Raw genomic sequence first — 25299 nt, 5'->3', positions numbered from 1 at the left:
TTACACTTCCTTAGCTGGTATTCCATATACTGTACTACCAGTGTTCACATCGGCTAACACAAGGGAAGCAGCACCAATTAAAACATTACTGCCAATTTTGACATTTTGAGTAATAGTTGCTCCCACACCAATATGTGTTGAGTTTCCAACTGTAACTCCCCCTGAAAGTATTGTTCCGGGAGCTATATGACAATGTTTACCAATGGAACAATCATGATCAATGCTAACTGATGTGTTTACAATACTATTATCGGCAATTTTTACAAAAGGTTGAATAATAGCACCAGCCATAATTTGTGTACCTTCACCTAAGTTATTGTTTTCAGCGTTAATTGCTTTAGGATGGACCACTTTTGAGAAAGAGTAAAATTTAGCTTTAAAATATTCATATATTTTTTTTCTATGCTCCGTATTAGATGTCGAACCAAGAGCATTCACCAATTCAATTTTTTCAGGGGAGTACTGGAGTATTGATTTGTCATTTCCTATATACAAAAGTCCATTTTCGTTTTTTTCCTCGCTAGGTGCAGTAAAACCGATAATCTCTCTGCTTTGTTGTTGTAGGATATCCACTAGCACCTTCGCGTGCCCTCCATTTCCAATAATAATAACAGGTTTTTCACTCATTCCTGAATAACCTCGTCTTCCTTATATTTTTTTTTAGCAGTTTGTCCAAGATAATTCCAATACAAGTGTGGGGAGATCCCTGTTCCAGGACGTTTTATAGATAAGTTTTCCTGCGTGAATTTTTCACCTATTTTGATTTCCCTTGCTGCTATCAAACTTTTTCTTGCAGTGTCCCTATTTTTTAATTCATTCTTTGTTGGCTTTTTCTCACTTTTTCCTAAAGCCTTTTCAATTAGACGAATAGATTGTATCATTTCTTTTAATTCGTTCGGCTCCAGTGATGCCTTATGATCAGGTCCCGGAAGTGTTCTATCTATAGTAAAGTGCTTTTCTATGATGCTAGCCCCCTTAGCAACTGCGGCAATTGGAACAAGTATACCTTCTGAATGGTCTGACAAACCAAAAGGAAGCTGAAATTCCCTTTTAATATGATTCATTGCATTCAAGTTAATTTCCTCAAATGACGCCGGGTATTCCGTTGTACAGTGAAGTATGCTGACATTATCTCTCAATAATTGTTTCGCTTCACTCGTTTTATAATAATCTTTAGCTTTTTCATATGAAATTCCAGACTTTGCCGCATAGCCATATGATAAGAAAGCCAATGCATTATGAATTTCTTCTATGTTTGCCATGCCGGTTGAAAGAATGACCTTTACTCTTTGGGCAGAAATTCTATATATGTAAGGTGCATTCGTAATTTCTCCAGATGGTATTTTCATGAGCTGTAACCCGATTTCCTGAATTAAAAAATCTACACTTTCCAGATCAAATGGTGTAGATAGGAAGATGATGCCTTTTTCATCACAATAGCGTTTTAATTGTCTAAAATCTTCATAGCTTAATTCTAATTTCTTCAACATGTTAAATTGAGTAGATGGATTACCAAGGTTTTTTTCTTGATATTCGGATGGCTTAGCATTTTTTGTCACTAAATTCTCCGTTTTAAATGTTTGAAATTTTATTGCGTCTGCACCGGATTTAACTGCTTCATTTACTAATTGGTACGCTAATTCTAGTGAACCATTATGATTTACTCCTGCTTCTGCGATAATGAATGTTTTTTGCATAACTAGACCCTCTCTTTTAAAAGCATAAATGCTTCCGCTGCTTCATAACCTGCAGCAGCTCCTCTTAGGTGAGCTAATGATTTTATTGCCTTTACACTGCGCGGAAATGGAAATTCTTCAATTTCAGTATCAAAAATATTCATAATATCAATCTTTTGCTGTAGATAAGGTTCAATATTAACAAAAACATTTGGCCTGAATCCATTTAAATCTAGATTAAGGTTAAAATCAGTTTCTGAAAGAGTTTCGTACATTAATACTCTTTCAACAAAAGGATATCTAAACCACTTTGTACAAGCAATTGCTGCGTCAAATACAATAGCATGATCTGTATGTACATCCCCTCGGTATGGAACATAGACTATATTTGGTCTTATGTTTAAGAAAACATCGCTAATTTTTGCAATTATATCTCCTATAGGAATTGTGTCCAATAAGGTTGTTGGAAATTTCAGTTCATGTACAGAGCTAAAACCATACTTATAAGTTACTTCGCTTATTTCCTTTTGTCGTTTAAGTATATTCTCACTTGAAATATTAAGTTTACTAGTCATCTTGGTAACTATTATCCAATGGATGTTGTCGCCCTTTTGTTTATGATTTAGCAGTGTACCTCCACATCCAAGAGTTTCATCATCTGGGTGAGGAGCAATAACAACAATATTCTTCACTTATTCTCCCTCCAAGTCAATTAATAAGTTATTCTTTTAGCTAATAATTCACGTTTAGAAGGCAATTTTTTCAAAATTTCTATTGATTTCTCTGCCATATACCCATCACCATAAATGAACCGATCTTTCTTAATAGAATACCTGTATTGCGGATCATGTACTGCTCTTTTGAGAGCCAGTTGAAACTCTTTTTTACCAGAATTTACAAACTTGACATTCTCACCCGCTGTCCTCCCTCTTTGTCTTTCACCAATATTAATTGCTGGCAAACCTAAATAGGAAGCTTCATGAAATGCCAAAGATGAATTTCCAATTAAGCATTTAGCATTTCTAAGTAAATTTACGAATTCAGTACGCGGCAAATTATTGTAGATATGTACATTGGAGTAATGTTTATATCCATCAATAACTTCAAGGATTTTTTGTGAGCCAGGATCACTATTTGGAGAACCTACATAAACATGTAAATCTTGTTCAATAATGGATTCAAAGCAAATTTTTAGTTCATCCGAAATCACATCTATATTTGAAGGTAAAGAATGATAAATTAAAATCACATAATCGTTTTCAACTCCATTCCCCAAAAAATTTGACATTTGTTTTACCGAGATTTCAGGTTCCGCCCTCAATCTATCAATACCACCACTACCTACAGTATGAATCCTCCAATTCTCTTCCCCCAATTTTCTAATACGTTCAGAATGAGCTTCCGTCATAGTTAAGTGTACATGACTTAGTTTTGTAGTGGCATGGCGCACTTGTTCATCGACATCACCGTCTTTAGGTAGAGTGTTATCCCCACCAGCCAAATGAATCACAGGGATGTTCATATAAGCTGCAGTTAAAGCTCCAATAATTGCCTCTTCTCTATCACCTAGTATAATTAAGAAATCCGGTTTTTCTCGCTCTAAGGTTTGTGGCAGGGATTGCATTAATACGGCAGATGATTTCACCTTACCCATTAATGAATCAGAGTACAACAAAGTTTCTATTTTATCAGCAATATAAAAACCATCTTTTTCAATCTGTGAGATAGAATAATTGTGCAATGGTGAGAGATGAGCACCAGAAACTACAATTCTTAAATCAAATTGATTATCTTTATCAAGAGCTTTTAATAATGGAAATAATAAATCGTACTCAGAGCGTATACCTGTTAAAGCTAAAACCTTAGTTTTCATTATCATTTTCCAGCCCCTTCCTCTTTATACAAATATTAATCATTTATATAAGTATTCCTTTATTACTGAAAGATCAACATTCATCATCATATCTATAATGGAAAGACCAGGTGAAAAACCTTCATAAAGTTGGGGGTATTTAGGGATTTCAGATGTGAGATATTCAATATATATTCCTCGTTTTGAAAAATCACTTTCGTTTAAATAGCTTTTTCCGCCATGACCACTGAGGTATACATTGGCATCTAGTTTTTGGCATATTTCTAAAACCAAATTGGATTTTGACATCTGAGTATTTAAATCGGACAAGTAAACAATATCTGTATCAATTTCTAACTCCTTAATAATAAATTTAAAAACATTATCATTAACTTCAAAAAGACTTTTATAATCTTGTGAATATAAAGCTTCTAATTTATTGGCATACTGATACCAATAAGGTGCCTTTTGATAAGCTGTTCTAATAGATTTCCAATGTTTTTTCTTCCATAAAGGATTTGAAATTGACTTTTCTAATATTAAATCATTAATACTTCCTGATACTGGAATGGTTAACCAAAAATCTTCATGCTTGTTTCTTATTTTATTTCGATTTTGAACTCCGTTCTTCTGAAATTGAACCGCGTCCATAATTACAAATAAGTCAGATTGAGCTACTTTTCTAAAGTATGGTGCCCACGGTAAATATTGACTTTGATGTATTGCGATTTTTTTCATATAATCCCCTTATCCACATATTTAAACGTATCAACATAAAATAATATCATAAATATATGTTGCTGGAACATTTACAAATCGACTAATCTCAGCATTTGAATCGTAAATATATATACCACAACCAATATTTACATTATTTTTATTGTTTGGCTTTCGATTCAGGTATTTTAATTCACTCTGTCCAATATAAAAATAGTTCCCGTCATACGTCAATCCTCTTAAGAAACCATTAAATTCTGCAATAGTATTACCGTTAAGCCCTAGATTGAAATTCATAGAATCTAAATAATACAGTTTATCATTGAATAATTTTACACTATGTGGTTGTTTTAGTCCTTCTATTAAAGTATTTGTTATGTATTTTGAATCTAAATCCAACTCTACTACAACACTATCAAAAATCCCTTTTCGCCATCTTCCTATCTTTGAAAACATGGATATATACATTTTTTTCTCATCAATCCATAAATCATTGATATGATGCGAGCCATCACCTAATTCACCAATACTAATCTCATCTATCCTACGAAGCGGGTTTGTTTCAAAAATCCCAATTCTATCTTTTCCACTTTCAGCAACATATAAAATTTCTCTAACTGAATCGAAAGCTAAACCGTGAGTATTAATTACTTCATCGTATTTATAGTGGTCAATAACATTAATTCTTTCATCAAATTGAATTATCCCTTCAAATTCATCGGCAACAAAGAGGTAGTTATCTGTCTTAATAATTCCTCTAAAATTACCACTAACTAATTTTGTAATATTATTTTCTTTCAGATCAATTAAAAACAACCCACCATTTGTACTAAAGCATGTAACTAAAAGACTTTTATTTATATTTTTTATATCAACAATAGGTTGGTTTATATTTTCATGATCCGGATTAAGCCAAAAATGTTCATTTTTGTTAAACCCGAGAGATTCTAATTGTTCCGAGATAGCTTCAAATGCTTCGGATAGTATAATAATAGCAACATCTTTTTTATTTTCTCTTTTTAATCTCTCCGGTGAGTATATAGGTGTGTTATTGATTTTACTTCCCCATTTATTTTGATCATTGTCTACAAAATAATTAATAGGTAAGTCGTATTCCTCAATTAAATTCTTTCCTACTAGTCCAGCTCCAAATATAATTAATTTTTTATTATAAATTTTATTAAATAAATTAAAAAACTTCATCTTGGCCTCCTTGCTAAATACCAAACATAACGTTTATTTACTCTTAATTATATAAACCAGCTTTGAGTTCATTTCCTTCCAGTCTTTAGATAAGGGGTACTAGGTAAATTTATTACATTAAATTGCAATTGCTCAGTTACCGATAAGTCAGATTTCAAGTTTTTTTTATAGGGCTCTAGGGTATGTATAGGTGACCAGACTGGTCTAGCCATTATTCCCAAATTATTCAATTGATTCAACAACTCCTTTACATCGTACCCATTATCTTCTAAGATTAGTGTCTGTAACCAATAATTGCTTTTTGAAGCCTCATTCTCTTTAAATAATTTAATACCGTTGTATTCCTTTAAAATTTCCTCGTATATATCTACTAGTTGTCTCTTTTTTTCAATAAAACTATCCAATTGTTCTATCTGTGCACACCCTAATGCCGCATTTATATTTGGCATCCTATAATTAAAACCAATTTCATCGTGTTCATACTTCCATTGATGAGGGACTTTAGCGGTAGTAGTTAGATGTTTAGCATAGTCTGCAAGCTTCTCATCATTTGTCAGGATTGCACCACCGCCCCCTGTTGTAATAATTTTATTTCCATTAAAGCTAAAAGCAGAAACTTTTCCGAAATTCCCTGTGTGAACACCTTTATAAAAAGAACCTAATGATTCGGCAGCATCTTCCACCATAACGATTTTGAATCTCTCACAAACTTCTATCAAAGGATCTAATTCAACTGGATGACCAAAAGTATGCATTGGGACTACCGCTCGAATTATATTTCCAGTATATTTGTTTATACAGACGTTATCTCTCAAAATTGCTATATCTGTCAAATAATCCTCGAGTTTTACAGGATCGAGTCCCAATGTTTTATTTGATACATCAACAAAGTGAGGTTTGGCACCGCAATATGAAACAGCATTTGCTGTAGCGATAAATGTTAATGACGGCATTAAAACTTCATCATGTGGTTGTACACCAGCTATTTTCAGTGCCACTTGTAAAGCGGCAGTGCCATTAACAACAGCTACTGCTCTCTTCACACCAGTATACTCTGCTAGATTTTCTTCAAATCTATCAACATATTTCCCTACTGAAGATACCCATCCAGCCTCAATACAGTCATCTACATATTTTTTCTCATTGCCGGAAAGTACAGGTTCGTGTAACGGAACTATGTCCTTGCCTGGATATGTACTTTTAATTTTTTCTGCTAATTTAAACCATTCACCCATCATATATTATATACATCTGCCTTATATTGAGATAGATTATTTTTGTCCATAAACCATTCCGCCGTCTCTTTAAGACCTTTTTTAAATCCTTCTTTTCCTCCATAACTAGGTTGCCATCCCAATAGGTCTCGGGCTTTTTGGTTATCAGCCCATAAACGCTCAACTTCACTTTTTTCAGGCCTAAGACGGGTATTATCCGATTCTATTTCTATGTCAACACCCATTACTTCTGCTATTAATTCGGTAGTTTCTCCAATGGACACTTCAAAATTGCTTCCAATATTTATCACTTCACCTATAAATCTCCCATTTTTCATAATTGAAATAAACCCATTAACAGTATCTTTGACATAATTAAAATCACGGGTTGGCTGAAGTGCTCCTAATTTGATCTTCCGTTTGCCTGAAGCTAGTTGAGTTATAATCGTGGGTATAACAGCACGGGCAGATTGTCTAGGACCATAAGTGTTAAACGGTCGAATTATTGTAACTGGTGTTTCGAAAGACCGATAAAAAGACATCGCCATTTGGTCAGCACCAATTTTTGACGCAGAATAAGGCGATTGTCCTTGCAATGGATGTTCTTCGTTAATTGGAACATATTGAGCAGTACCATAAACTTCACTAGTAGAAGTATGGACGACTTTTGAAATTCCGAGTTCCCGAGCAGCTTGAAGTATGTTCAATGTACCGTTAATATTGGTATCCACATACGTAGCTGGAGAGTGATACGAATATGGTATAGCGATTAACGACGCTAAGTGAAGTACTGTATCGCATCCCTTCATAGCTTCTTTTACACCAAAAGCATCACGTACATCACCAGCAAAAATCTCCAATTTATCCTTAACATTTTTAGGTACTGTATCCAGCCAGCCCCAGGAATTAAAAGAATTATAATAGACGAAGGCTTTGACACTGTATCCTTGTCGGATTAACTCTTCTGTTAGATGGGAACCTATAAAGCCATCGGCACCAGTAATTAAGATTTTTTTATTATTAATCATCAACTCACCTAATTCATCAATCTTTTAAAACTTTCGACTTCTCCATGGTGTTAACTATTACTTTTTCTAATTCTTGTCCACCATTTCTGCATTGACCAATAAAATTTGAAAACAGATAAACAATTTCATCACCTTTTTTAAAAGGATCTCTTTCTTGATTTAATCTGTTAATCTCATTGGCTAAGAACTGCACATGTACACGAATATACCAAGATAAGAAATGTCTGTAATAAATATTTTCATTTAATTGAGAGTAGTATACATCGAACCTTGCCAGAAAATCTTCTAGTTTATGTTTATTTCTTAATTTTGAACATGAAGATATAGAACTTAATAATTTCTCAAAATAGGAAAGTAAGTCATAAAAATCAGTTATACTCTTGTCTAGTTTTCCTAATTGTCCATTTATTTTATTTTGACTATATTCATTATGTTCATGCCACCATTTTTCTTTTTGTATTGGTTCAGTTAGCAATTTGTTGATAACATTTTCGATAGGCTTGAAAGGCACACCATTGATAGCTGCACCACCTTTTGTGGTATTTACAAAAGAGGTATCTTTATACAGATTAACAAATTTCTCAATATTTTCCTTCATATTAATAAAGCTAACACGAGTTTTAATTTCATTCCCATAGACATCTTTTGTTGTAATTGTATTTTTAAGCCTTTCCTGGATAAATTCATGTGTATGACGTTCATACTTAATTCCTTCTGAGTATATTTGGTCATTTTTATACCCAAGATTCTGTCCCGCAAATATAACAGGATTAGCACGAAGTTTATTTAAGATTTGTAAAGTCATAACTGCAATCGAAGGTGAATCAAGGATTAAATCACTTTCAAGATCTAGTTGTTCTTTTAATAAATAAATAGAGGTTTGGTCCTGTGAAGTAATAAAATGAACTTTAGGACCGTTGTACTTTCTTAATGTTTCATATCCAACGCTTGAACCGAACAACATAGGTACATAATCAATCTGGTTATCATTCATTTGTTTAAACACTTCATAATTTAATTCCGAAGGGTCATAAGTGCAAACTACATCTGGCAAAACATCATGCGCAATCAAACTATTAATTGCTGAACCTACTGAGAAAATATGTGCCAAATTATTATCTTTTATATACTTAATGTAATCCATATCTTCAGCTAAGGAGGGCCCTGCAGATACAATTATAGCTGGTTTGCCTTCAAATTGAGTTTGATTGATATTTTTCATCATGTTAGGTGTGTCCAATACTTCCTTGAAATTTTGCAAACTATTTGTGACCCAACGTTTTTGGAATTTTGCATTTGTATGTAGGCCTGTTCGACGATTTCGAATCACTTTCTTTATTTTCTCACGGAAGTCAGCCACTTTTCCTTGGGCGATATTTTCATAACTAGGTAAAATAATCAGATGCATATTTTTATTATACGTATTAAACTCGTTTAAATAAGTGTTTGATTCTGTTCCATAGATATCTAAATAAAGATTTTTCGTATTCTTGGTAACAATTGAATCAAGCATTTTATACTCCGTCATTGAATAAAATATCTCAGGAACAGGTTCATAGATAGAATAACTATTATCAGGGAAAAGCTCCTTAAATTTCTCGATATGATAACCCAAACCAACCCCGTAGAAAAAGACATGTGTATCACTATTAATTTCGTTCTTATGTGATGCGATAATTCGGTCGGCTTCCCTTTTTGGATCATACAGACTATGAACCATAAAACCATTGTCATCTAGACTATAACGCATCGTTTTTTGGCCGGATTTGGAATCCAAAACCTCCAAGGCATTAACTTCAAGTTCATCTGCGTGTTCTAAATAATACTTGCGTACTTCCGGATATCTTTTTCTTAAAAATAACGTGTTGTCAATTAACATCTTCCAAAAACTCCTCATCATTAAGTGAGATAGCCAAATTATTTTGAAGTTCCTCATATGCCGGCGTAACTTCATAGGTTAGGATATCAGAAATCAGCACAATATCCTTCGCTTCGACACCCTCAATCAACTTAGCGAAACTTAGTTCACATTCTTTAGTGCTTTTTTCAATTTGATCCCAATTAGAGGGTTGTTGAGGGGCATTTTTTGTAAATGTTGTGAACTGTAATATCCACTGCATTCCTTCGGCTAATTGATTAATACCTTCCCAGGTTTTATCAGTGAATTTTTCATAACTTCCATCTGCTAATTCCCTCAAAGCAGGAATCGCTCGTTCCAAATAAGCGTTAACAGATGTCATTGTTTCCCATATCATTTCCTTCGTACTTCTAGTGGCTATTTCTACTTTCTCGATATTATTTAAGTTCTCTTTTAAATAATGTTCGTGATTTTCGTATACTTCAACATTATCTACTAATAAGTGACTGAAGACAACATCTTTCTCTTTAATAAATTCATTCGCTTTTTCAAAAATAATATTAATAGATGTTTCATTATTTTCTATAATAAATTGTTCGTTTTCATATATTAGCTGCATGGTAAACCTCCAATAGAAATATAAACTATTCATATCACTTTTAATATCGGTATAAGTATCCTCTCTTTTAAGGATTTTGGGAAATAACAGATATAACTCTTCTATACAATATTTCTATGATATAATTAAAATCGAACATTTGTTCCATTTGAGAAGGAGTTAAATGAAGACTTCATGGTTAAATACAAATGATTCATTTAAAGCGAGGATGATCGGAAAGTTACTTGGAGACGGTTCTATTACCATTCAACAAAGAAGAAAGCCTCGGTTTCAGTTTACACATAAATCATCAGACTGCAATTGGAGCAATTATTGTTACTCTAATTTAAAAGAATTCATCCCTTTAAATCCCCCAAAATACCAAAAGACTGTGGACCTGCGATTGAAAAAAGGGTACAGTACAGCTTATCGTGTCCAATCTAAAACTTCTAATATTATTACTTACTTAAGAAAAAAGTGGTATTCAGAGTTTGGTAAAGTAATTCCTATTGATTTGATGGAAGAATATTTTAATGAGGAATCGTTGGCATGGTGGTACATGGATGATGGACATCTAAAACACAAAGACGGCATATTGAAAAAAGTTATACTTTCCACTGAAAGCTTCACTATAGATGAAATCAATTGGTTAAAAAATTTTCTGCATAATAAATATAACCTTACTTTTCATAAAGATAAACAAAATCGACTGCTCTTATATGACCAATTTCAAATTCACTACTTCCTTTATTTAATCACACCGCATATGCATTGGAGTATGCACAGAAAAACAATTAACAACATTACATATAAATCGAAATCACAAATAAAAAGAACTACAATATATTTACCCACTGCACTAAAAATTAAATACCCTACATTCGAAATAAATACAGTACTGAATATTTTATCGGATATCATTACAAGTTATAAAAACGGAACATTCTATAGAGATTATTTATTTACTATTACAAACAAACAGTATCTAACGACAAAAGGTTACCAAATAGTTTTAACAGAAAGCAACTTATCAAATCTTTATTTCCTATATAATTTAACTGGAATTTCTTTTAGCAGACTTGCAACATTAAGCTTTAAAATAAACACAATGAGATCACCAATTATTTAAGTGATCTCATTGTAAGAATAATGTTTAATTAACGTAGAAGTTGTAATACCCCTTGAGGCATTTGGTTCGCTTGAGCTAGCATTGATTGAGCTGCTTGTGTAAGGATGTTGTTCTTCGTGAAGTTCATCATCTCCTTCGCCATCGTGCGAACATTTGCTTTCACAAATGACTAGACTATATCTTCACCCTCAGCTTTATCTGTTAGGGGCCGGGCACTTCGGATTCGAAAGCTCTTACAGTACTTCCTTCACCTACGAATTTCATCACCATTATTTTAAGTTCAGGTGGTTTATTCTAGTCGTTGAACCTTCGCCAGGTTTTCACCACAGGCGCTTGGCTGCTTGATTGCCCAATCATTCTTCTTTTTAATCCTTCACGCTTGCCGTTTCCAGCTACGTTGTGGAGAAGAAAGCTTAAGGGGTTTCCAGCAATTCACCCGGTCGTACTCGCTAACCGTTACCAGTTAGGACGACTGTGACTGTTACTGCTTATGCAGCAGCTAAGTCATAATCAACGTCACGGATACGTGATTCCGCAGCAGTTAAGTTTTCTGATGCAGCTCCAAGGTTGTTAATAGTGTGATCTAAACGGTTTTGAACAGCACCAAGTGCAGAACGCTGATCAGATACCTGTGTTATAGCATCATCAATAGCTTGTAGCGTCTCATCAAATCCTCCTGAACCAGCACCTGAAACGGTATCAAAATCTGTCACAGTTATATCTGAAATTGCTGATGTGACATTCCCACTAGCATCTGTTGTTCCAAGGGCAGTTGCACTCATATCTTCAATGTTAATGCTTAGCTGCTGAGTGGTATTTGCACCAATTTGGAAGGTTAACTCTCCACTTGAACTAGTTGCAAAATCTCCATTAAGCAATGCTTTTCCATTAAATTCAGTACGGTCAGCAATCCCCTGACTACCAGACATTCCACCTAATTCTTCTTTTAATGCATTAATTTCTTCTTGGATAGCTTTTAACTCGTCCGAACCTTGTGTACCAGTGTTTCCAGCTTGTACAGTTAACTCACGCATACGTTGTAAGATTGCATGTGATTCGTTTAATGCACCCTCAGCAGTTTGGATTAAAGAAATCAAATTTGTTATCGTAGTGGCTGTTTATCCACTACTTCTTTATGTTTCCATAAAGTTCAGATCATATCATCATCCTACAAAGGATGCCCCGCGCTCGTGGAAGGATTATTGGTCTGGTTCCTCACCTTCTGATCGTTACACCTTCCTAATTACCTTTAACCATTTCACTAGGCTTGGCTCGGTATTGCCCACCATCAACACCAAAATGTTTGGTTTGGGTTTCCACCGAATTCACGGGGTTTTCAGCTAAGTATTACTACTTAGTGCGGCATTTCCAGTCTACCGTCTTGAGCATTCTTTTGTGCCATTTCCAAACCACGAATTTGTCCGCGCATTTTCTCGGAAATCGCCAGACCTGCTGCATCATCTCCAGCTTTGTTAATACGAAGACCCGATGATAATTTCTCCAATGAACCTTGTACAGCCTTGTTGTTGTTTGTCAACTGGTTGTACGTGTTAAGTGCTGCAATGTTGTGATTAATTTGCATAATTAATCTACCTCCATGTTATTTGTTTTTTTGCGGGTCACATCCTTATGTCCCGCATGTATAACAACTCCTATTCAGAGTCGTTATCTTCCTTCCAATGTTATGGCCATAACATTCATTACATCATGATGATGTATTACTTATATCGGCATCATTTTGGAAAGTTTAACTATTTTTATAAAAAAATAAGCATGCATTTGCATACTTATTAATCTCCTACTGATAATTCATTATTTTAACTATTACTAAAACAACTTCATCTGCTGCCCGAATCCATTACCAGAAGAATCATCCTCGAGCCTATAACCCATCGATTTATACCCTTTCAACCGCTTCTCAAACATTGACTTTAATACCCGAACACGGTGATCAACATAATCGTACACTTTAACAACATTTTTATCATCATGTAATCTGTGCAGTCTTCCAACATATTGCTGCAGCGTTCCTTTCCAGGCTATTGGCATAGCTAAGAATAAAGTATCCAGTCTGTTATTATCAAATCCTTCTCCAATATATTTCCCTGTTGCAATGACAAGCCTTTCCTCATCATCAGAAATACTCTCCAGCTTTTTTAACCTGCTTTCTTCATCCTTCTTATTCATTCCACCGGTTAATACAATAATATTTTTGGCAAATCCTCTAAATTGTTGATTAAGTTTCTCAACATGCTCAACTCTTTCTGTCAAAATTACCGGTCGTGCACCATTATCCAATTCCTCAAGAACATCATTAAAAATCATTTCATTTCTCTTTTCATCTTTGACAAGACTGGAATAAACAGCTTGTATTTTCTCCTCATTAGTTTTAAAACTGGTGAACCTGGGTACCAATACATGTTCAAACGGGCGAACTTTTGCCTGGTCCTTTGCTGAAACAGTATAGCGTATAGGTCCACATTGCATCGTCATTATTTTATGTAATCCATCTTTGCGTGTTGGCGTTGCTGTTAATCCGTGCACATAAGCCGCCTCCGCTTTTTTCAACACGCTTTCAAAACTGAATGCTGATATATGATGACACTCGTCTACAATTATTTGACCGTAATTCTTAATGTCATCTTTTACCACACCATTGTAATTTAAACTCTGAATCGTTGCGATATCAATAAATCCTGTCGCCTTATTTTTTCCGCCACCAATTTGTCCGATGTCATCTATACTGGTATCCAAAAAGGCCGCTAACCGTTCCTTCCATTGCCCGATTAATTGCTTACGGTGAACAATGACTAATGTATTTACTTGTCTTCTTGCTATCAATGATGCTGCAATAACTGTTTTTCCGAAGCCTGTTGTTGCTGATAAAATACCACACTCATGATTCAGTAATGCCTTTGCCGCTTCTTCCTGCTGCGGGCTTAGTTTCCCATGAAATTGAATATTAATGGGATTCCCTTTATTTGTCTGTTCCTCCACAGTAACGTTGATTTTATGTTCAGCAGATATTGTTTTCACATCATCCATACATCCCCGCGGCAGAATTAAATAGTCTTCTGTTTCATCGGTACAATCAATTTTTCGGGGAATCCTAAAAGTGGATAATCGCTTGGATTGCGCTTTATAAAACTCAGGATTATTAAATACTGCGAGTTGTGTCAGTTGATTCATTATATTAGAGGGAAGAACCTTTTTCGGAATATGTATACCATTTTTATAAATTAGCTTTACTTCCTTAGGTGCTTTAATCTCGTATTTTGTTTGGGAGCTATTTACAACTTGCTTCTCTTCCCGATAATTTTTTCGGATAATCGAATCGTTTTCATTTTTATTTAAAGTTTTTACTGAAGATAAATACTCCCATTGGTCGGAATAAGGGGTGAAATTTTCATCAACAAATACACTGCAGCCATTTTTCCGTGGTTGATGTTGCAGTGGCAGCGCAATTAAATTACCAAAACCACCCTTGGGAAGTGTATCCTGGTTGGGGAATAACCGATTAAATGAGTCAATACCGGTTTGATATCTTTTTTCCAGTGTGCGATTTAATAGTAGATTACCCAGCTTCCGCGCAGTTTTGGCAGCAACTCTTTCGTTGAAAAAAATCCATACATGACAACCGTTTCCTGATCTTGAAATTTCAATATTTGCTGGTACAGAAAGTTCTTTGCAAGCATTAACAAATGCCCACGCGTCCTCTTTCCATTGTTCTTTGTCAAAATCAACCGCTAAGAACCAGCACGTTTCATCCTTTAACATTGGGTAAATTCCTACCGTTTTTCTTCCGCTTAGGTGGTCATAGAGAACCTTGTCATTTAAAGGCAGCAGTTCTCGATCTTTATAATTTTTATCCGGGTCATAAACACGTGCGGGTGAATAGCCTGTCTTTCCGTTGTATTCCCATCTTTTAGCATAAACATCCGTACGTCCTCTAAATAAGCTTTTAAAAATATTCATTCTTTCATTAATGATTTCATCCTTCGATCCTTGATGGACCTGTTTCGGCTGACCGCTTGGATAGGGGATGTTGCGCTGCTTCAAAACTTCCTTTAATTTATTGATTTCTTCTTTTAATAGCTCATTTTCCTGTAAAGCATGTTGAAGTTTCTTTTCCAGGTTATTCATGTAATCCCTCACTTGACTTAACCGTTGCTTAATATTTAAATCTATTATAGCGAATTCAATAGAAAATTATACCATTTATTGAGAGTTTCAATAACTTTACAGCAAACAAAAAAAGCCCACGTATTGCAGGCTCTCAGTTCATTCCCGTTTTTTCTTGTAATATCGATATTTCAGCTCTGACATCTCCAAGATCATTGTTGAAATTGTTAAGCTTCTTATCAATTCGTTGTATATCCGTACGCATGTTTTTCATTTCTTTTTCTAAATTCCCAACCCTACTGTCCAAACTGCTAACATCTTGTGCGACGTCCTTAATCGCAACAAACAAGTCCTCCATGGTTATTTTTTGCATCGTGCCCGCCTCCAATATTTGATAGATTTATCATAGCATCAACTAACCTTTCCAACAACCGAACATAATGTGAAATTTCGACATAAAAGAACCACGAAAACGCATTATCTCACGAGGCAAAATTATTATTAAACACCTTATGTATCACAATTTTTACAATTTACTCATTTTAAACGAATAACTTCTAACATCCTTATTTCCAAGTAATATTCCCACCCATCCCACTCATACAATAAAACAAGCCCAATTGTCACATGTCGAAACTTCTGATATCTTTAAAATAAGCGCTTACATAAACAAGAGATAGGACCAGCCCATAGTTCCCCTTCAACAAATTACCAAGGTGGCAGCTTTTAATTCCGAATTTTTTTGTGATAATCTGAATGATAATGATGATGAAAGACGACAAATCATTAAACTGATTACACAATAGGATTTGAGGCTGACATGGAGTATCTGAAAGACACATTGATAAAATATCAAAAACCGATCGTAAAAATAACTACCATTATTGGGATTCTCCTCATGATTGCGTTTGCTGTATTTATCGTGAACAGTGGATTTTTTAATAATCCTGAACGCGTCAGGGACTGGATTGATGGCTTTGGCAGTTTTGCGCCACTGCTGTTTTTGGGCATATCGATTGTGCAGGTCGTTATTCCGGTCTTGCCAGGCAATGTTTCAACAGTTGTGGGGGTAATGCTGTTTGGGATTGGTCTGGGATCCATTTTAAACATCGTTGGAATTTTCATTGGATCACTTGCCAATTTTTTACTGGCACGACGATTCGGACGCAGGTTTGTAAGCTACTTTGTCAAACAGGAAACCTATGATAAATATATTGGCTGGGTTAACAAAGGGAAACGGTTTGAGCATTTCTTCTGGATTTCGCTGGTGTTCCCCGGTTTTCCGGATGATTTTATTTGTTTAATCGCCGGCCTCACCAAAATGACCCTGAAGAAGTTCATCTTTTACTTTTTACTTTGTAAGCCGATAACCCTGACTATTTATACATTATTCCCACTTTACGGGATGCATTATCTTTATGATCTGTTTCAGTCATTTTAATTTTAAAGAAACAAATCTAGCTTTTAGGACCTAAGTATAGGTCTTAACATATACAAACAAGGGGGAATTACAATTGAAAGCATTAACATCATTCTTTGACCGGATGGTGCAGCGATATCTGCCTGATGCGTTTCTTTTCGCAATCATTCTTACCATCGTCGTTTTCTTTCTGGGTATCGCTATTATGGGCAGTTCCCCGGTTGAAATGGTTCAGTATTGGGGAGATGGCTTCTGGGATCTGCTTGCATTCGCCATGCAGATGTCACTCATCGTTGTTACCGGGTACATCCTGGCAAGCACCCCACTTGTCAAAAATATTTTGGCAAAAATCAGCACGCTGGCGAATTCACCGGGACAGGCGATTTTACTCGTATCATTCGTTGCTGCAATCGCGTGTCTCATAAACTATGGATTTGGACTCGTTGTCGGTGCACTGCTTGCGATTCACGTGGCGAAGCGGGTGCCATCCGTTGACTACCGTTTACTGATGGCCAGTGCGTATAGTGGATTTTTACTTTGGCACGGTGGTCTTTCCGGTTCAGTTCCGTTACTAATTGCAACACCTGGTCACTTTCTGGAAGATACAATCGGAACAGTACCAGTTACCGAAACATTATTCAGCAGCTTTAATATTTTCATAGTAGTCGTTTTATTAGTTACCTTACCGCTTCTGAACAGATATTTAATGAAAGCGCGCGATCCATTAAACACGACAGATGCATCAACATGGAAAACAGATGACGACGATGAAGCGGAAGAAGAGCCGCCAAAGGAAAACATGACACCAGCTGACCGTCTGGAAAACAGCCAGATTATTTCCTTATTAATCGGGATCATGGGTCTTGGATTTATTGTCTATCATTTCGCAACGAACGGCTTCGACCTGAATATTAATATCGTAAACTTTATCTTCCTGTTTCTGGGCATTATTTTTCATAAGACACCGCGTCGTTTCCTGAACAGCGTAACAGGTGCTGTGAAAAATGTTGGCGGAATCATCATTCAGTTCCCGTTCTATGCGGGTATTATGGGAATGATGGTAGCGTCCGGCCTGTCACAGGAAATGTCGATGTGGTTTGTGAGCATCTCAACTGATTTCACCTTGCCGCTATTCACCTTTATCAGTGCCGGAATTGTTAACTTCTTTGTCCCATCAGGTGGCGGTCAATGGGCAGTTCAGGGGCCGATTATGATTCCTGCCGCACTGGAAATTGGTGCAAGCACTGCCAAAACAGCAATGGCCGTTGCTTGGGGAGATGCGTGGACAAATATGATCCAGCCATTCTGGGCATTGCCGCTCCTCGCAATTGCCGGATTAAAAGTACGCGACATAATGGGCTTCTGTGTCATGATTTTACTTTACAGCTTTATTCCAATTTCAATTGGACTATTATTCTTCTAAAAATATGGAGACTGCCTCACGAAGCAGTCTCCTCTTTTTGTTCTTTTTTCGACACCTGTGCAACAATAATACCTAAAATAATCAGCGCAGAACCTGCAATTACCCCGCTCGTCAATGTCTCATCTAAAATCCACCATCCAAAAAACAACCCAAACACTGGAACGAGCAGCGTCGATAAAGTTGCTGATACCATATCGATGATGCTCAAAATGACGAACCAGACTGTAAAACATAATGCCGACGCCAAAACTCCAGTAAATAATATGTAAAAAATACTTTCACCAGTCAACTTTACAGGGTCACCCCACTCAGCAAACATCGTAGCAATGAAAATCCCAATCGTTCCGAATAACATCTGGTATGCTGAGACCTGCAACTGTGTCACACCCTGTAATTTCAACCGGTAATATACATTTGCTCCGGCCCAGGAAACAGCTGCAATCACAATAAGCAGTTCACCAAAGATAACCGCCGGATCCTGTACCATGAAAATATCCCAGCCGAGAATTGTCACGAGTCCAAGCATTCCGACCGCAAGCCCGATTACTTTTCCTGCTGATATCCGCTCACCCAAAAGCTTCACGGCAAAAATACTGCTCCAAAGTGGCATTGAGTAAAGCAGTACCGATGATTTACCGGCATTAACAAACTGCATTCCGTACATCACAAGTAAAAAAACAATTGATGTCTGTAATATCCCAACTACAATCAGGTGCTTCCACATTTCTCGTGGTGGTTTCCCTGCCTTCAACAGCCAGACAACCAGGAGCAATGTTGCTGCACCTGTTCCAAAACGAAAGGCCGAAAACGTAAACGGGCCCATAAATTCCAGGGATGCCTTCATAAATACCCAAGCGTACCCCCAGATAATTGTAATAAGGAGGATTAGCCCCCACACAACCCATTTATTTTTCAGTATCGTATTCCCCATATTCGACAAACCTTCTATCTATAGACATAATAGTTCCAGTATAGTAATTTTCTTGTTTGTCTGGCAAACACTCCGACTTACTAAACCTTTTTACCCGCATCATTAATCATACCTTTTACTAACTTTCCCAAGTTTTTTGTTACAAAAGTTGCATGGACTGCACAAGTTGTTTGGACTACACTTAATGTAAGTTCATATCCTATTTTGCAGTTTTAGGAAGAAAAATGTCGTACAATACTATGAAGCAATTGAAGAAGGAAAATCAGTAGAGTACATGGAGGAACAATGGGAAGATGAACTAAATTCGTTTAAAAATCTGCGAGAAGGGTATTTACTATACTAAGAAGCAAATTCTCAACCCCCTTGATAAATTAAAGGGTGTCCCGACAATTTTGGGACACCTGCTTTTTTTACTATTCTTTTTATTACCCTTTTATCGCACCTTCTGTCATACCTTTAGCAATGCGCTGCTGGAATATCGCATAAAGAATAATAACCGGAACAATTGCAATTACCAGACTGGCAAATAATGTTCCCCAGGCATTCGTATACTGTGCCTCACTGCTGATGAAATCAATTGCAAGGGCAAGTGTGTAATTTTCCTCAGACTGCAGAAAGATCAATGCCATAAAATACTCATTCCAGAACTGAATCGCGTTCATAATCGTAACGGTAATAATACCGGACATCGACAGCGGTGTAATTATTTTCCATAAAACACCATATGGCGACATGCCATCCATTGCTGCGGATTCTTCCAGTGATTTGGGAATCGTGCTAATAAAGCTTGTTAACACAAAAATCGAAAACGGCAGCTGACTGATTGCATATACAATCGCCAGTCCATAAATATTATCCAGCAAATTGAAATTATCCAACAGGAAGAATAAAGGAATCCAACCCAGAACCATCGGAATCATCATTGCTGATATATATAATGTGAACAGAAAATTACTTCCTCTAAAACGGATCCGCTCAAGCGTATATGCTGTCGGGATTGCAAGAACCAGTGTAAGGAGAGCACCAACAACAGTGACTATTAAACTATTAAACACACTCGTATCAATGTTGTATTCCGTCCATGCAGTAGCGAAATTCTGGAAATTCCATGTTTCCGGAAGCCCCCATGGATTTGCATAAATCTCAGCATTTGACTTAAACGAACCGATAAACATCCAGATAATCGGATACAATACAGCAATTGACCATAATATTAACGGAAGCCGTATTCCCATTCTTGCTATCATTTGACCTACACTTCGTTTCACTGTGGCATCCTCCTTTCTAATATTCTACCTTATCTCTGCGTAATAGGAACTGCAAAATCAGTACCGTAATTAGAGATAGAACTAAAATCATTACACCGATTGTCGCTCCATACCCGAAGTTATATTGTGTAAATGCCTGCTGATACAGGTATGACCCCATAACATGAGTTGCGTTGTTCGGGCCGCCTCCAGTAATGATTTGTACAATAATAAAGGAGCCGTTTAACGTCGTAATAACAATATACAGAATGGAGATTTTAATCTGTGGCCATACAAGTGGTAAGGTTACCTTCCAGAATTGCTGCCATTCATTTGCACCATCAATCCTGGCCGCTTCATAATAACTTTTGGAAATATTGGCAATACCACCCATTAAGAGAAGCATAAACAACCCTATACCAGCCCAAATGGACGGTAATACAAGACTTGATAAAGCCCAGTCTTCACTACCGAGCCATGGTCTCGCCCACTCACCGAGACCAATAAACTCCAAACCGGAATTGACTAATCCCAAACCAGGATTATAAATAAATGTCCATAAAATACCAATTACAACGACAGACATAATATTCGGAAAGAAAAATATAATTCGGTAAAATGGTGCCTCTTTTATTTTTAATTGCGTCAAAGCAACAGCGATAAATAGAGCCATAATCATAATACCTATAACCTTTGTTATAACAAGAAAATAATCATGCCAGATTGTAGCGGGGATTATCTCATCCTTGAATAATGCTATGTAGTTGTCAAATCCAATAAATTCTTTTGCCTGTGAGGAGCCTGACCATTCAAAAAATGAATAATATAAACCGCTGAATAACGGGTATAGGGTAAAAATACTAAACATTATAAAGGTCGGAATCAGGCAAAAAGCCAAAAACAGATATTTTTGTTTTTTAGACTGTACCATCCAGAATCACTCTTTCTATCTTAAAATGCGTGTTCAAAAAGGAGGGTAAAAGACTAGCTCACGATATCTGCAGAATAAGAACCAACTTCTACGGAACAGCTCTCAATATCTACAGAATAAGAGCCATCTTCTATGGAATAACTTCCGATATCTACCTGAACAGCTTTAGCAATCTTATTTGTACTGAGTATTCACAGACACAGCAAACCCTCTAAAAAGATGTGTCATTATTACCGGCTTTTTGAACAACCCAATAAGAAATAAATGTATGGAATGAAAAGGGAGCTAATCCCCCTTTTCATTCCATACGGTTCATATCATTGACTGTTACGATATTCTTTAGCTGCTGCTTCAGCTTCTTCAACAAACTCTTCAGCAGAAATGTTACCAAGCATTAAGGAAACAAGTGAGTTACTTATTGGAGTTTCCAAATCGGCACTCATCGGATGCGGCTTATGATAGATTTGCACCTTTTCAGGATCGTTAATCATCGCATTCGCATCGATAAGGTATTGTGGTACATTTTCGTTTGATGATAAGTCCACACCTTTAAGGTTCATGATAGCACCAGTATGCTCTGAGAATAGTGTTGCATATTCTTTTGTGAAGACAAATTCAACAAAAGCTTTAGCTGCTTCAGGATTCTCAGCTTCTTCAGCAATCGCCAGTGGACGTAAATCCGGAACAACTGCCATTGGTTCACCCGCGTCATTCATTGGTGATGGAATAAATCCATATTGAAGATCTTCCGGCTTATCTTTGGACATTTCATTTGGCAGCCAGAAACCTACAGGTATAAACGCATTTTTGTGAAGCAGGAAGTTCATTTGTGACTGTGTATGGTTCAGTGCACCAAATCCTTCATCAATATACCCTGCTTTTTGCATTTCTTCTACTTTTTTCATAACTTCCAGTACGGCATCACTGCTCCAGGCACCTTCTTCGCCTTTGATGACAGAAGTTAATAATTCATCACCGCCGGCTGCACCGAATGCAGGATACAATACACCGCGCAAGAAGTAATACGGGTATTTACCAGTTGTAACAAATGGAGCAATATCAGCATCTTCCTGAATCGATCCCATTGTACTCATAAAGCTTTCAAAATCAGACGGAACTTCCCATCCATTTTCATCAAACCATGCTTTGTCATACCATGTTCCCCAAGTATCAAATACTAATGGCAAACTGTAAACTTTACCATCATAGTCTGAAGGTGGAACGATGAAACTGTCCATAAGCGGTGTTCCATCAACCTCAAGTTCTTTCACCCAGTCAGTCAAATCCATCAGCTGACCGTCTTCCACCATTTGTGTTTCACTTGATCCGGCGCCATCGATGTAAACAACATCAGGTGGATCTCCAGAAACCCAGCGCGATCTCATTTCTTCGTTAATATTCGGACCGGCATGTTCTTTAACTTCGACATCAGGATACTTTTCCTTGAAATCACCGATTACTTCCTTCCACCATGAATCACCATAGCCGCCGACAAAGTACTGAATTTCAAGTGTTCCGTTAACTTTACCGTCGTTTGCTGTTGCATCATCCGATGATCCATCGTCTTCAGAAGAACCATCGTCTGAACAGCCGGCAACGATTAACAGTGCAAGTACAGCAATCCAGACAAACTTGGCAGGACCTTTGAATAATTTTTTCAAACTACTCTCCCCCTTTTAATATAAATATATGAAAACGCATTGATAATTAATACTATCAATGCGTTCGTTTTAGATATTTAGGTTTTAAGTTAGGAGCATCACAAAATTTGACTGTATTTTGGCCAAATTGTGTAATGCCTCCCTCAATCCTCAATAGCAGATCCCTTTTATTGTCTTTTCCGAAATTGTCCATCGTACTGTTCATAACACACCAACGCCATGTCCATAATGATTTGACAATCTCTAATAACACCAGCATCGCTAAGATTCAAAACGCATGAAACTTGATCAGAATGCATACTATGACCTCTCAATTTTTGAAGAGACCTGTTCTAAGAGCCAATGAAATAACGGTAAGTAATAGACAATTATTATCGATGGCACAGGGCTTTAAACCTTTAGTCAAAAACATAGTCCCAACCCTTAGTATAAGGACAAGGAAACTGATGGGAAGAAGAATATTACATGCAACATTTCCCGGAAGACCATTCGGTTGTTGGGGATATGGTTTTAAGCTTAGACTCCTAGTTTATAAACTTGGAATAGTAACAGGAAGTTTACCCATAGGTGTATTCGTGCCGAAAATAATATTCGCTGCAGACTGAAGTGCGTCTTTAGAATATTCATATGTTGCCAAGTAAGCTGGAACATTTCGTAATTCAGCAAGGTCATATGGATTCCCTACTGCAACAACAATCACAGAAGCTTGTTTTTCAAGAAGCTTTCTAATCAAATAGGCTTGCCCTTCATTGGTGTAAGCATAGTCGGAGCCGAATATTACTATATCAGCATCATTAGCTGCAACTATTACCTTTTCTATCTCTTTGTTTTCAGGTGACTTACTGATTTCCTGCTCATAAATATTGTAATGATGACTAGCAATGGTTTCGCCCAAAAAAGAGGTCTTTTCACGTTTTCCTTCGACTGGAGATTGCATTTGGCCTTTGACTGTCACGACTAATATTTTAGATTCCACATCCACTTTTAATGGAAGTAAATTCTCGTTTTTCACTAAAGTAACTCCCCGTTCGAATACACCTTGAGCTAATTTTTTATGTTTTTCCCCTCCTACAAAAGGTGGCACACCATCTCCATAGGTTCGTTCATTCCAGGACAAATACTTTTTCTTTAATTCCATTACTCTATTGAGCGATCTATCAATGACATCTTCATTAATTTCCCTATCCATTACAGCTTTTTCGATCCTGTCAATTGCTTTCATTTGAAGGTCATTTGTATGCGAAATCATTAGCAAATCCGAACCAGCTTTTAAAGCGGCTAAGGCTCCTTCTGCCGTACCTATTGTTTTCACTATGGCATTCATTTCTAAGCAATCCGTCATTATAGCTCCTTCAAATCCCAGTCTTTCACGAAGTAAACCGGTTGTTACCTTCTCAGATATTGAGGCGGGGATATTCTCCTGCTCTTCCAAACTTGAAAAATTAATATGACTCATCATCACACTATCAGTCCCTGTATCAATTGCCTCAACAAAGGGAAGTAGTTCAATTTGCTCTAATCTTTTCATAGAATGCTGGATAACAGGCAAATCAGCATGCGAATCAAGCTCTGTATCACCGTGACCTGGAAAATGTTTGACAGTTGTCATTATACCTGCGTCGTGATGACCCTGAATAAAAGCTTTACAGTGCTTAGCAACATCTTTTGAATTTTCACCAAAGGAGCGAACTCCGATAACAGGGTTGTGTGGATTATTATTAACATCCACATCTGGCGCGAGATTCATATTAAAACCTAAAGCTTTCAACTCTAAAGCTGTCGCCCGACTTACATTCATTGTAGCCTTGGCACTATCAACTGCACCTAATAACATATTTCCAGGAAATTCAGTAACCCCCTGTTTCAACCTTCGAACAACCCCATTTTCCTGATCTGTCGATATTATTAACGGATAAGGATGAGCAGCTTTATGAGCAGCATGCTGTAATTCTTCATTAAGCTTTAAAACTTCCTCCGGTGAGCCAATATTTGTGGGAAATAGAATGATTCCTCCAACCATTTCGTCCTCAAGCATTCTAGTAACCGATGGCGTAATTTGTTTCCCTTTAAACCCAATCATCATTAACTGGCCGATTTTTTGCCTGATAGACATGGTTGACGTGGTTTTCATTATGAACTCCTCCAAACAGTAAATATCATTTAAATAATTTCAAAGCCTCGAAAATGGAAGTGTAAGTATCAAATGTCAATAGTCATCAATAAGGTAATTCTCTTAGAAATCAATATGAAAGTTATGCGATGACCCTAAAATACAAAATAATAGAATTA

Annotated in this window: 21 protein-coding genes and 3 pseudogenes; 4 read left to right on the top strand and 20 right to left on the bottom strand. The window is 36.5% G+C overall.

Annotation, left to right across the window (positions count from 1 at the left end; genetic code table 11):
- From G6R02_RS04330 to G6R02_RS04285, 10 genes are all read right to left on the bottom strand, one after another.
- Entirely contained in the window at positions 1-627 is a 627-nt protein-coding gene (locus G6R02_RS04330) for an acetyltransferase (RefSeq protein ID WP_164668017.1), read from the bottom strand.
- Entirely contained in the window at positions 624-1697 is a 1074-nt protein-coding gene (neuB, locus tag G6R02_RS04325) for an N-acetylneuraminate synthase (RefSeq protein ID WP_164668016.1), read from the bottom strand. The genes G6R02_RS04330 and neuB overlap by 4 nt, the downstream gene beginning before the upstream one ends.
- Positions 1698-1699: 2 nt before the next feature.
- Positions 1700-2368: a PIG-L deacetylase family protein gene (locus tag G6R02_RS04320; protein WP_164668015.1), complete on the bottom strand. Its 669-nt coding sequence runs from the start codon at positions 2366-2368 to the stop codon at positions 1700-1702.
- Between the two features lie 20 nt (positions 2369-2388).
- A complete protein-coding gene (gene neuC / locus G6R02_RS04315) occupies positions 2389-3555 on the bottom strand; it encodes a UDP-N-acetylglucosamine 2-epimerase (RefSeq protein ID WP_205520056.1) in 1167 nt (388 codons plus the stop codon).
- 33 nt (positions 3556-3588) lie between these two features.
- Complete coding sequence (locus tag G6R02_RS04310; RefSeq protein WP_164668013.1) at positions 3589-4266, bottom strand: WbqC family protein; 678 nt, start codon at positions 4264-4266, stop codon at positions 3589-3591.
- Between the two features lie 30 nt (positions 4267-4296).
- Entirely contained in the window at positions 4297-5448 is a 1152-nt protein-coding gene (locus G6R02_RS04305) for a DUF4915 domain-containing protein (RefSeq protein ID WP_164668012.1), read from the bottom strand.
- A 68-nt stretch (positions 5449-5516) separates the two neighbouring features.
- Complete coding sequence (locus tag G6R02_RS04300; RefSeq protein WP_164668011.1) at positions 5517-6686, bottom strand: LegC family aminotransferase; 1170 nt, start codon at positions 6684-6686, stop codon at positions 5517-5519.
- Entirely contained in the window at positions 6683-7690 is a 1008-nt protein-coding gene (locus tag G6R02_RS04295) for an NAD-dependent 4,6-dehydratase LegB (RefSeq protein ID WP_164668010.1), read from the bottom strand. The genes G6R02_RS04300 and G6R02_RS04295 overlap by 4 nt, the downstream gene beginning before the upstream one ends.
- A 16-nt stretch (positions 7691-7706) precedes the next feature.
- A complete protein-coding gene (locus G6R02_RS04290) occupies positions 7707-9569 on the bottom strand; it encodes a motility associated factor glycosyltransferase family protein (protein WP_164668009.1) in 1863 nt (620 codons plus the stop codon).
- Complete coding sequence (locus G6R02_RS04285) at positions 9559-10167, bottom strand: hypothetical protein (RefSeq protein ID WP_164668008.1); 609 nt, start codon at positions 10165-10167, stop codon at positions 9559-9561. The genes G6R02_RS04290 and G6R02_RS04285 overlap by 11 nt, the downstream gene beginning before the upstream one ends.
- A gap of 163 nt (positions 10168-10330) precedes the next feature.
- Between G6R02_RS04285 and G6R02_RS04280 the strand changes: the two genes are divergently transcribed.
- Positions 10331-11275 carry an endonuclease gene (locus tag G6R02_RS04280; protein ID WP_164668007.1) on the top strand — a complete coding sequence of 315 codons (945 nt, stop codon included), beginning with the start codon at positions 10331-10333 and terminating at the stop codon, positions 11273-11275.
- A gap of 28 nt (positions 11276-11303) precedes the next feature.
- Here the strand turns inward: G6R02_RS04280 and G6R02_RS04275 are convergent.
- The 5 genes and pseudogenes from G6R02_RS04275 to G6R02_RS04255 all read right to left on the bottom strand — a co-directional run.
- Positions 11304-11417: pseudogene (locus tag G6R02_RS04275) on the bottom strand (flagellin); the annotation flags it as partial.
- A 367-nt stretch (positions 11418-11784) separates the two neighbouring features.
- A pseudogene (locus tag G6R02_RS04270) lies at positions 11785-12369 on the bottom strand (flagellin N-terminal helical domain-containing protein); the annotation flags it as partial.
- 284 nt (positions 12370-12653) lie between these two features.
- Positions 12654-12857, bottom strand: a pseudogene (locus tag G6R02_RS04265) (flagellin N-terminal helical domain-containing protein); the annotation flags it as partial.
- 245 nt (positions 12858-13102) lie between these two features.
- Entirely contained in the window at positions 13103-15418 is a 2316-nt protein-coding gene (locus tag G6R02_RS04260) for a TOTE conflict system archaeo-eukaryotic primase domain-containing protein (protein WP_164668006.1), read from the bottom strand.
- A 133-nt stretch (positions 15419-15551) separates the two neighbouring features.
- The gene (locus tag G6R02_RS04255) at positions 15552-15770 is read right to left on the bottom strand and encodes a hypothetical protein (protein WP_164668005.1); all 219 of its coding nucleotides are present in this window, start codon (positions 15768-15770) and stop codon (positions 15552-15554) included.
- 447 nt (positions 15771-16217) lie between these two features.
- Between G6R02_RS04255 and G6R02_RS04250 the strand changes: the two genes are divergently transcribed.
- Together G6R02_RS04250 and G6R02_RS04245 are read left to right on the top strand one after the other, a co-directional pair.
- Positions 16218-16838, top strand: a complete 621-nt coding sequence (locus G6R02_RS04250) for a TVP38/TMEM64 family protein (protein WP_164668004.1) — start codon at positions 16218-16220, stop codon at positions 16836-16838.
- Between the two features lie 73 nt (positions 16839-16911).
- Positions 16912-18240 carry a short-chain fatty acid transporter gene (locus G6R02_RS04245; RefSeq protein ID WP_164668003.1) on the top strand — a complete coding sequence of 443 codons (1329 nt, stop codon included), beginning with the start codon at positions 16912-16914 and terminating at the stop codon, positions 18238-18240.
- Positions 18241-18256: 16 nt separating this feature from the next.
- On the opposite strand, the gene G6R02_RS04240 is transcribed toward G6R02_RS04245, so the two are convergent.
- Positions 18257-19171, bottom strand: coding sequence for a DMT family transporter (locus G6R02_RS04240; RefSeq protein WP_164668002.1), 915 nt, complete (start codon positions 19169-19171; stop codon positions 18257-18259).
- A gap of 196 nt (positions 19172-19367) precedes the next feature.
- On the opposite strand from G6R02_RS04240, the gene G6R02_RS20330 reads away from it, so the two are divergent.
- Positions 19368-19514, top strand: coding sequence for a hypothetical protein (locus tag G6R02_RS20330; RefSeq protein WP_343032927.1), 147 nt, complete (start codon positions 19368-19370; stop codon positions 19512-19514).
- A gap of 82 nt (positions 19515-19596) precedes the next feature.
- Here the strand turns inward: G6R02_RS20330 and G6R02_RS04235 are convergent, their stop codons facing one another.
- From G6R02_RS04235 to nagZ, 4 genes are all read right to left on the bottom strand, one after another.
- Positions 19597-20439 carry a carbohydrate ABC transporter permease gene (locus G6R02_RS04235; protein WP_164668001.1) on the bottom strand — a complete coding sequence of 281 codons (843 nt, stop codon included), beginning with the start codon at positions 20437-20439 and terminating at the stop codon, positions 19597-19599.
- A 16-nt stretch (positions 20440-20455) separates the two neighbouring features.
- Complete coding sequence (locus tag G6R02_RS04230; protein ID WP_164668000.1) at positions 20456-21349, bottom strand: carbohydrate ABC transporter permease; 894 nt, start codon at positions 21347-21349, stop codon at positions 20456-20458.
- Positions 21350-21666: 317 nt separating this feature from the next.
- Positions 21667-23010, bottom strand: coding sequence for an extracellular solute-binding protein (locus G6R02_RS04225; protein ID WP_164667999.1), 1344 nt, complete (start codon positions 23008-23010; stop codon positions 21667-21669).
- Between the two features lie 529 nt (positions 23011-23539).
- Positions 23540-25141, bottom strand: coding sequence for a beta-N-acetylhexosaminidase (gene nagZ / locus G6R02_RS04220; protein WP_164667998.1), 1602 nt, complete (start codon positions 25139-25141; stop codon positions 23540-23542).
- Positions 25142-25299: the final 158 nt, after the last annotated feature.

The sequence above is a fragment of the Virgibacillus doumboii genome, assembly GCF_902806455.1.
In the GTDB taxonomy this organism is placed as follows: Bacteria; Bacillota; Bacilli; order Bacillales; family Amphibacillaceae; genus Lentibacillus; species Lentibacillus doumboii.
The sequence above is the reverse complement of the archived record's forward strand: the minus strand, read 5'-3'. Positions and strand labels throughout refer to the sequence as shown.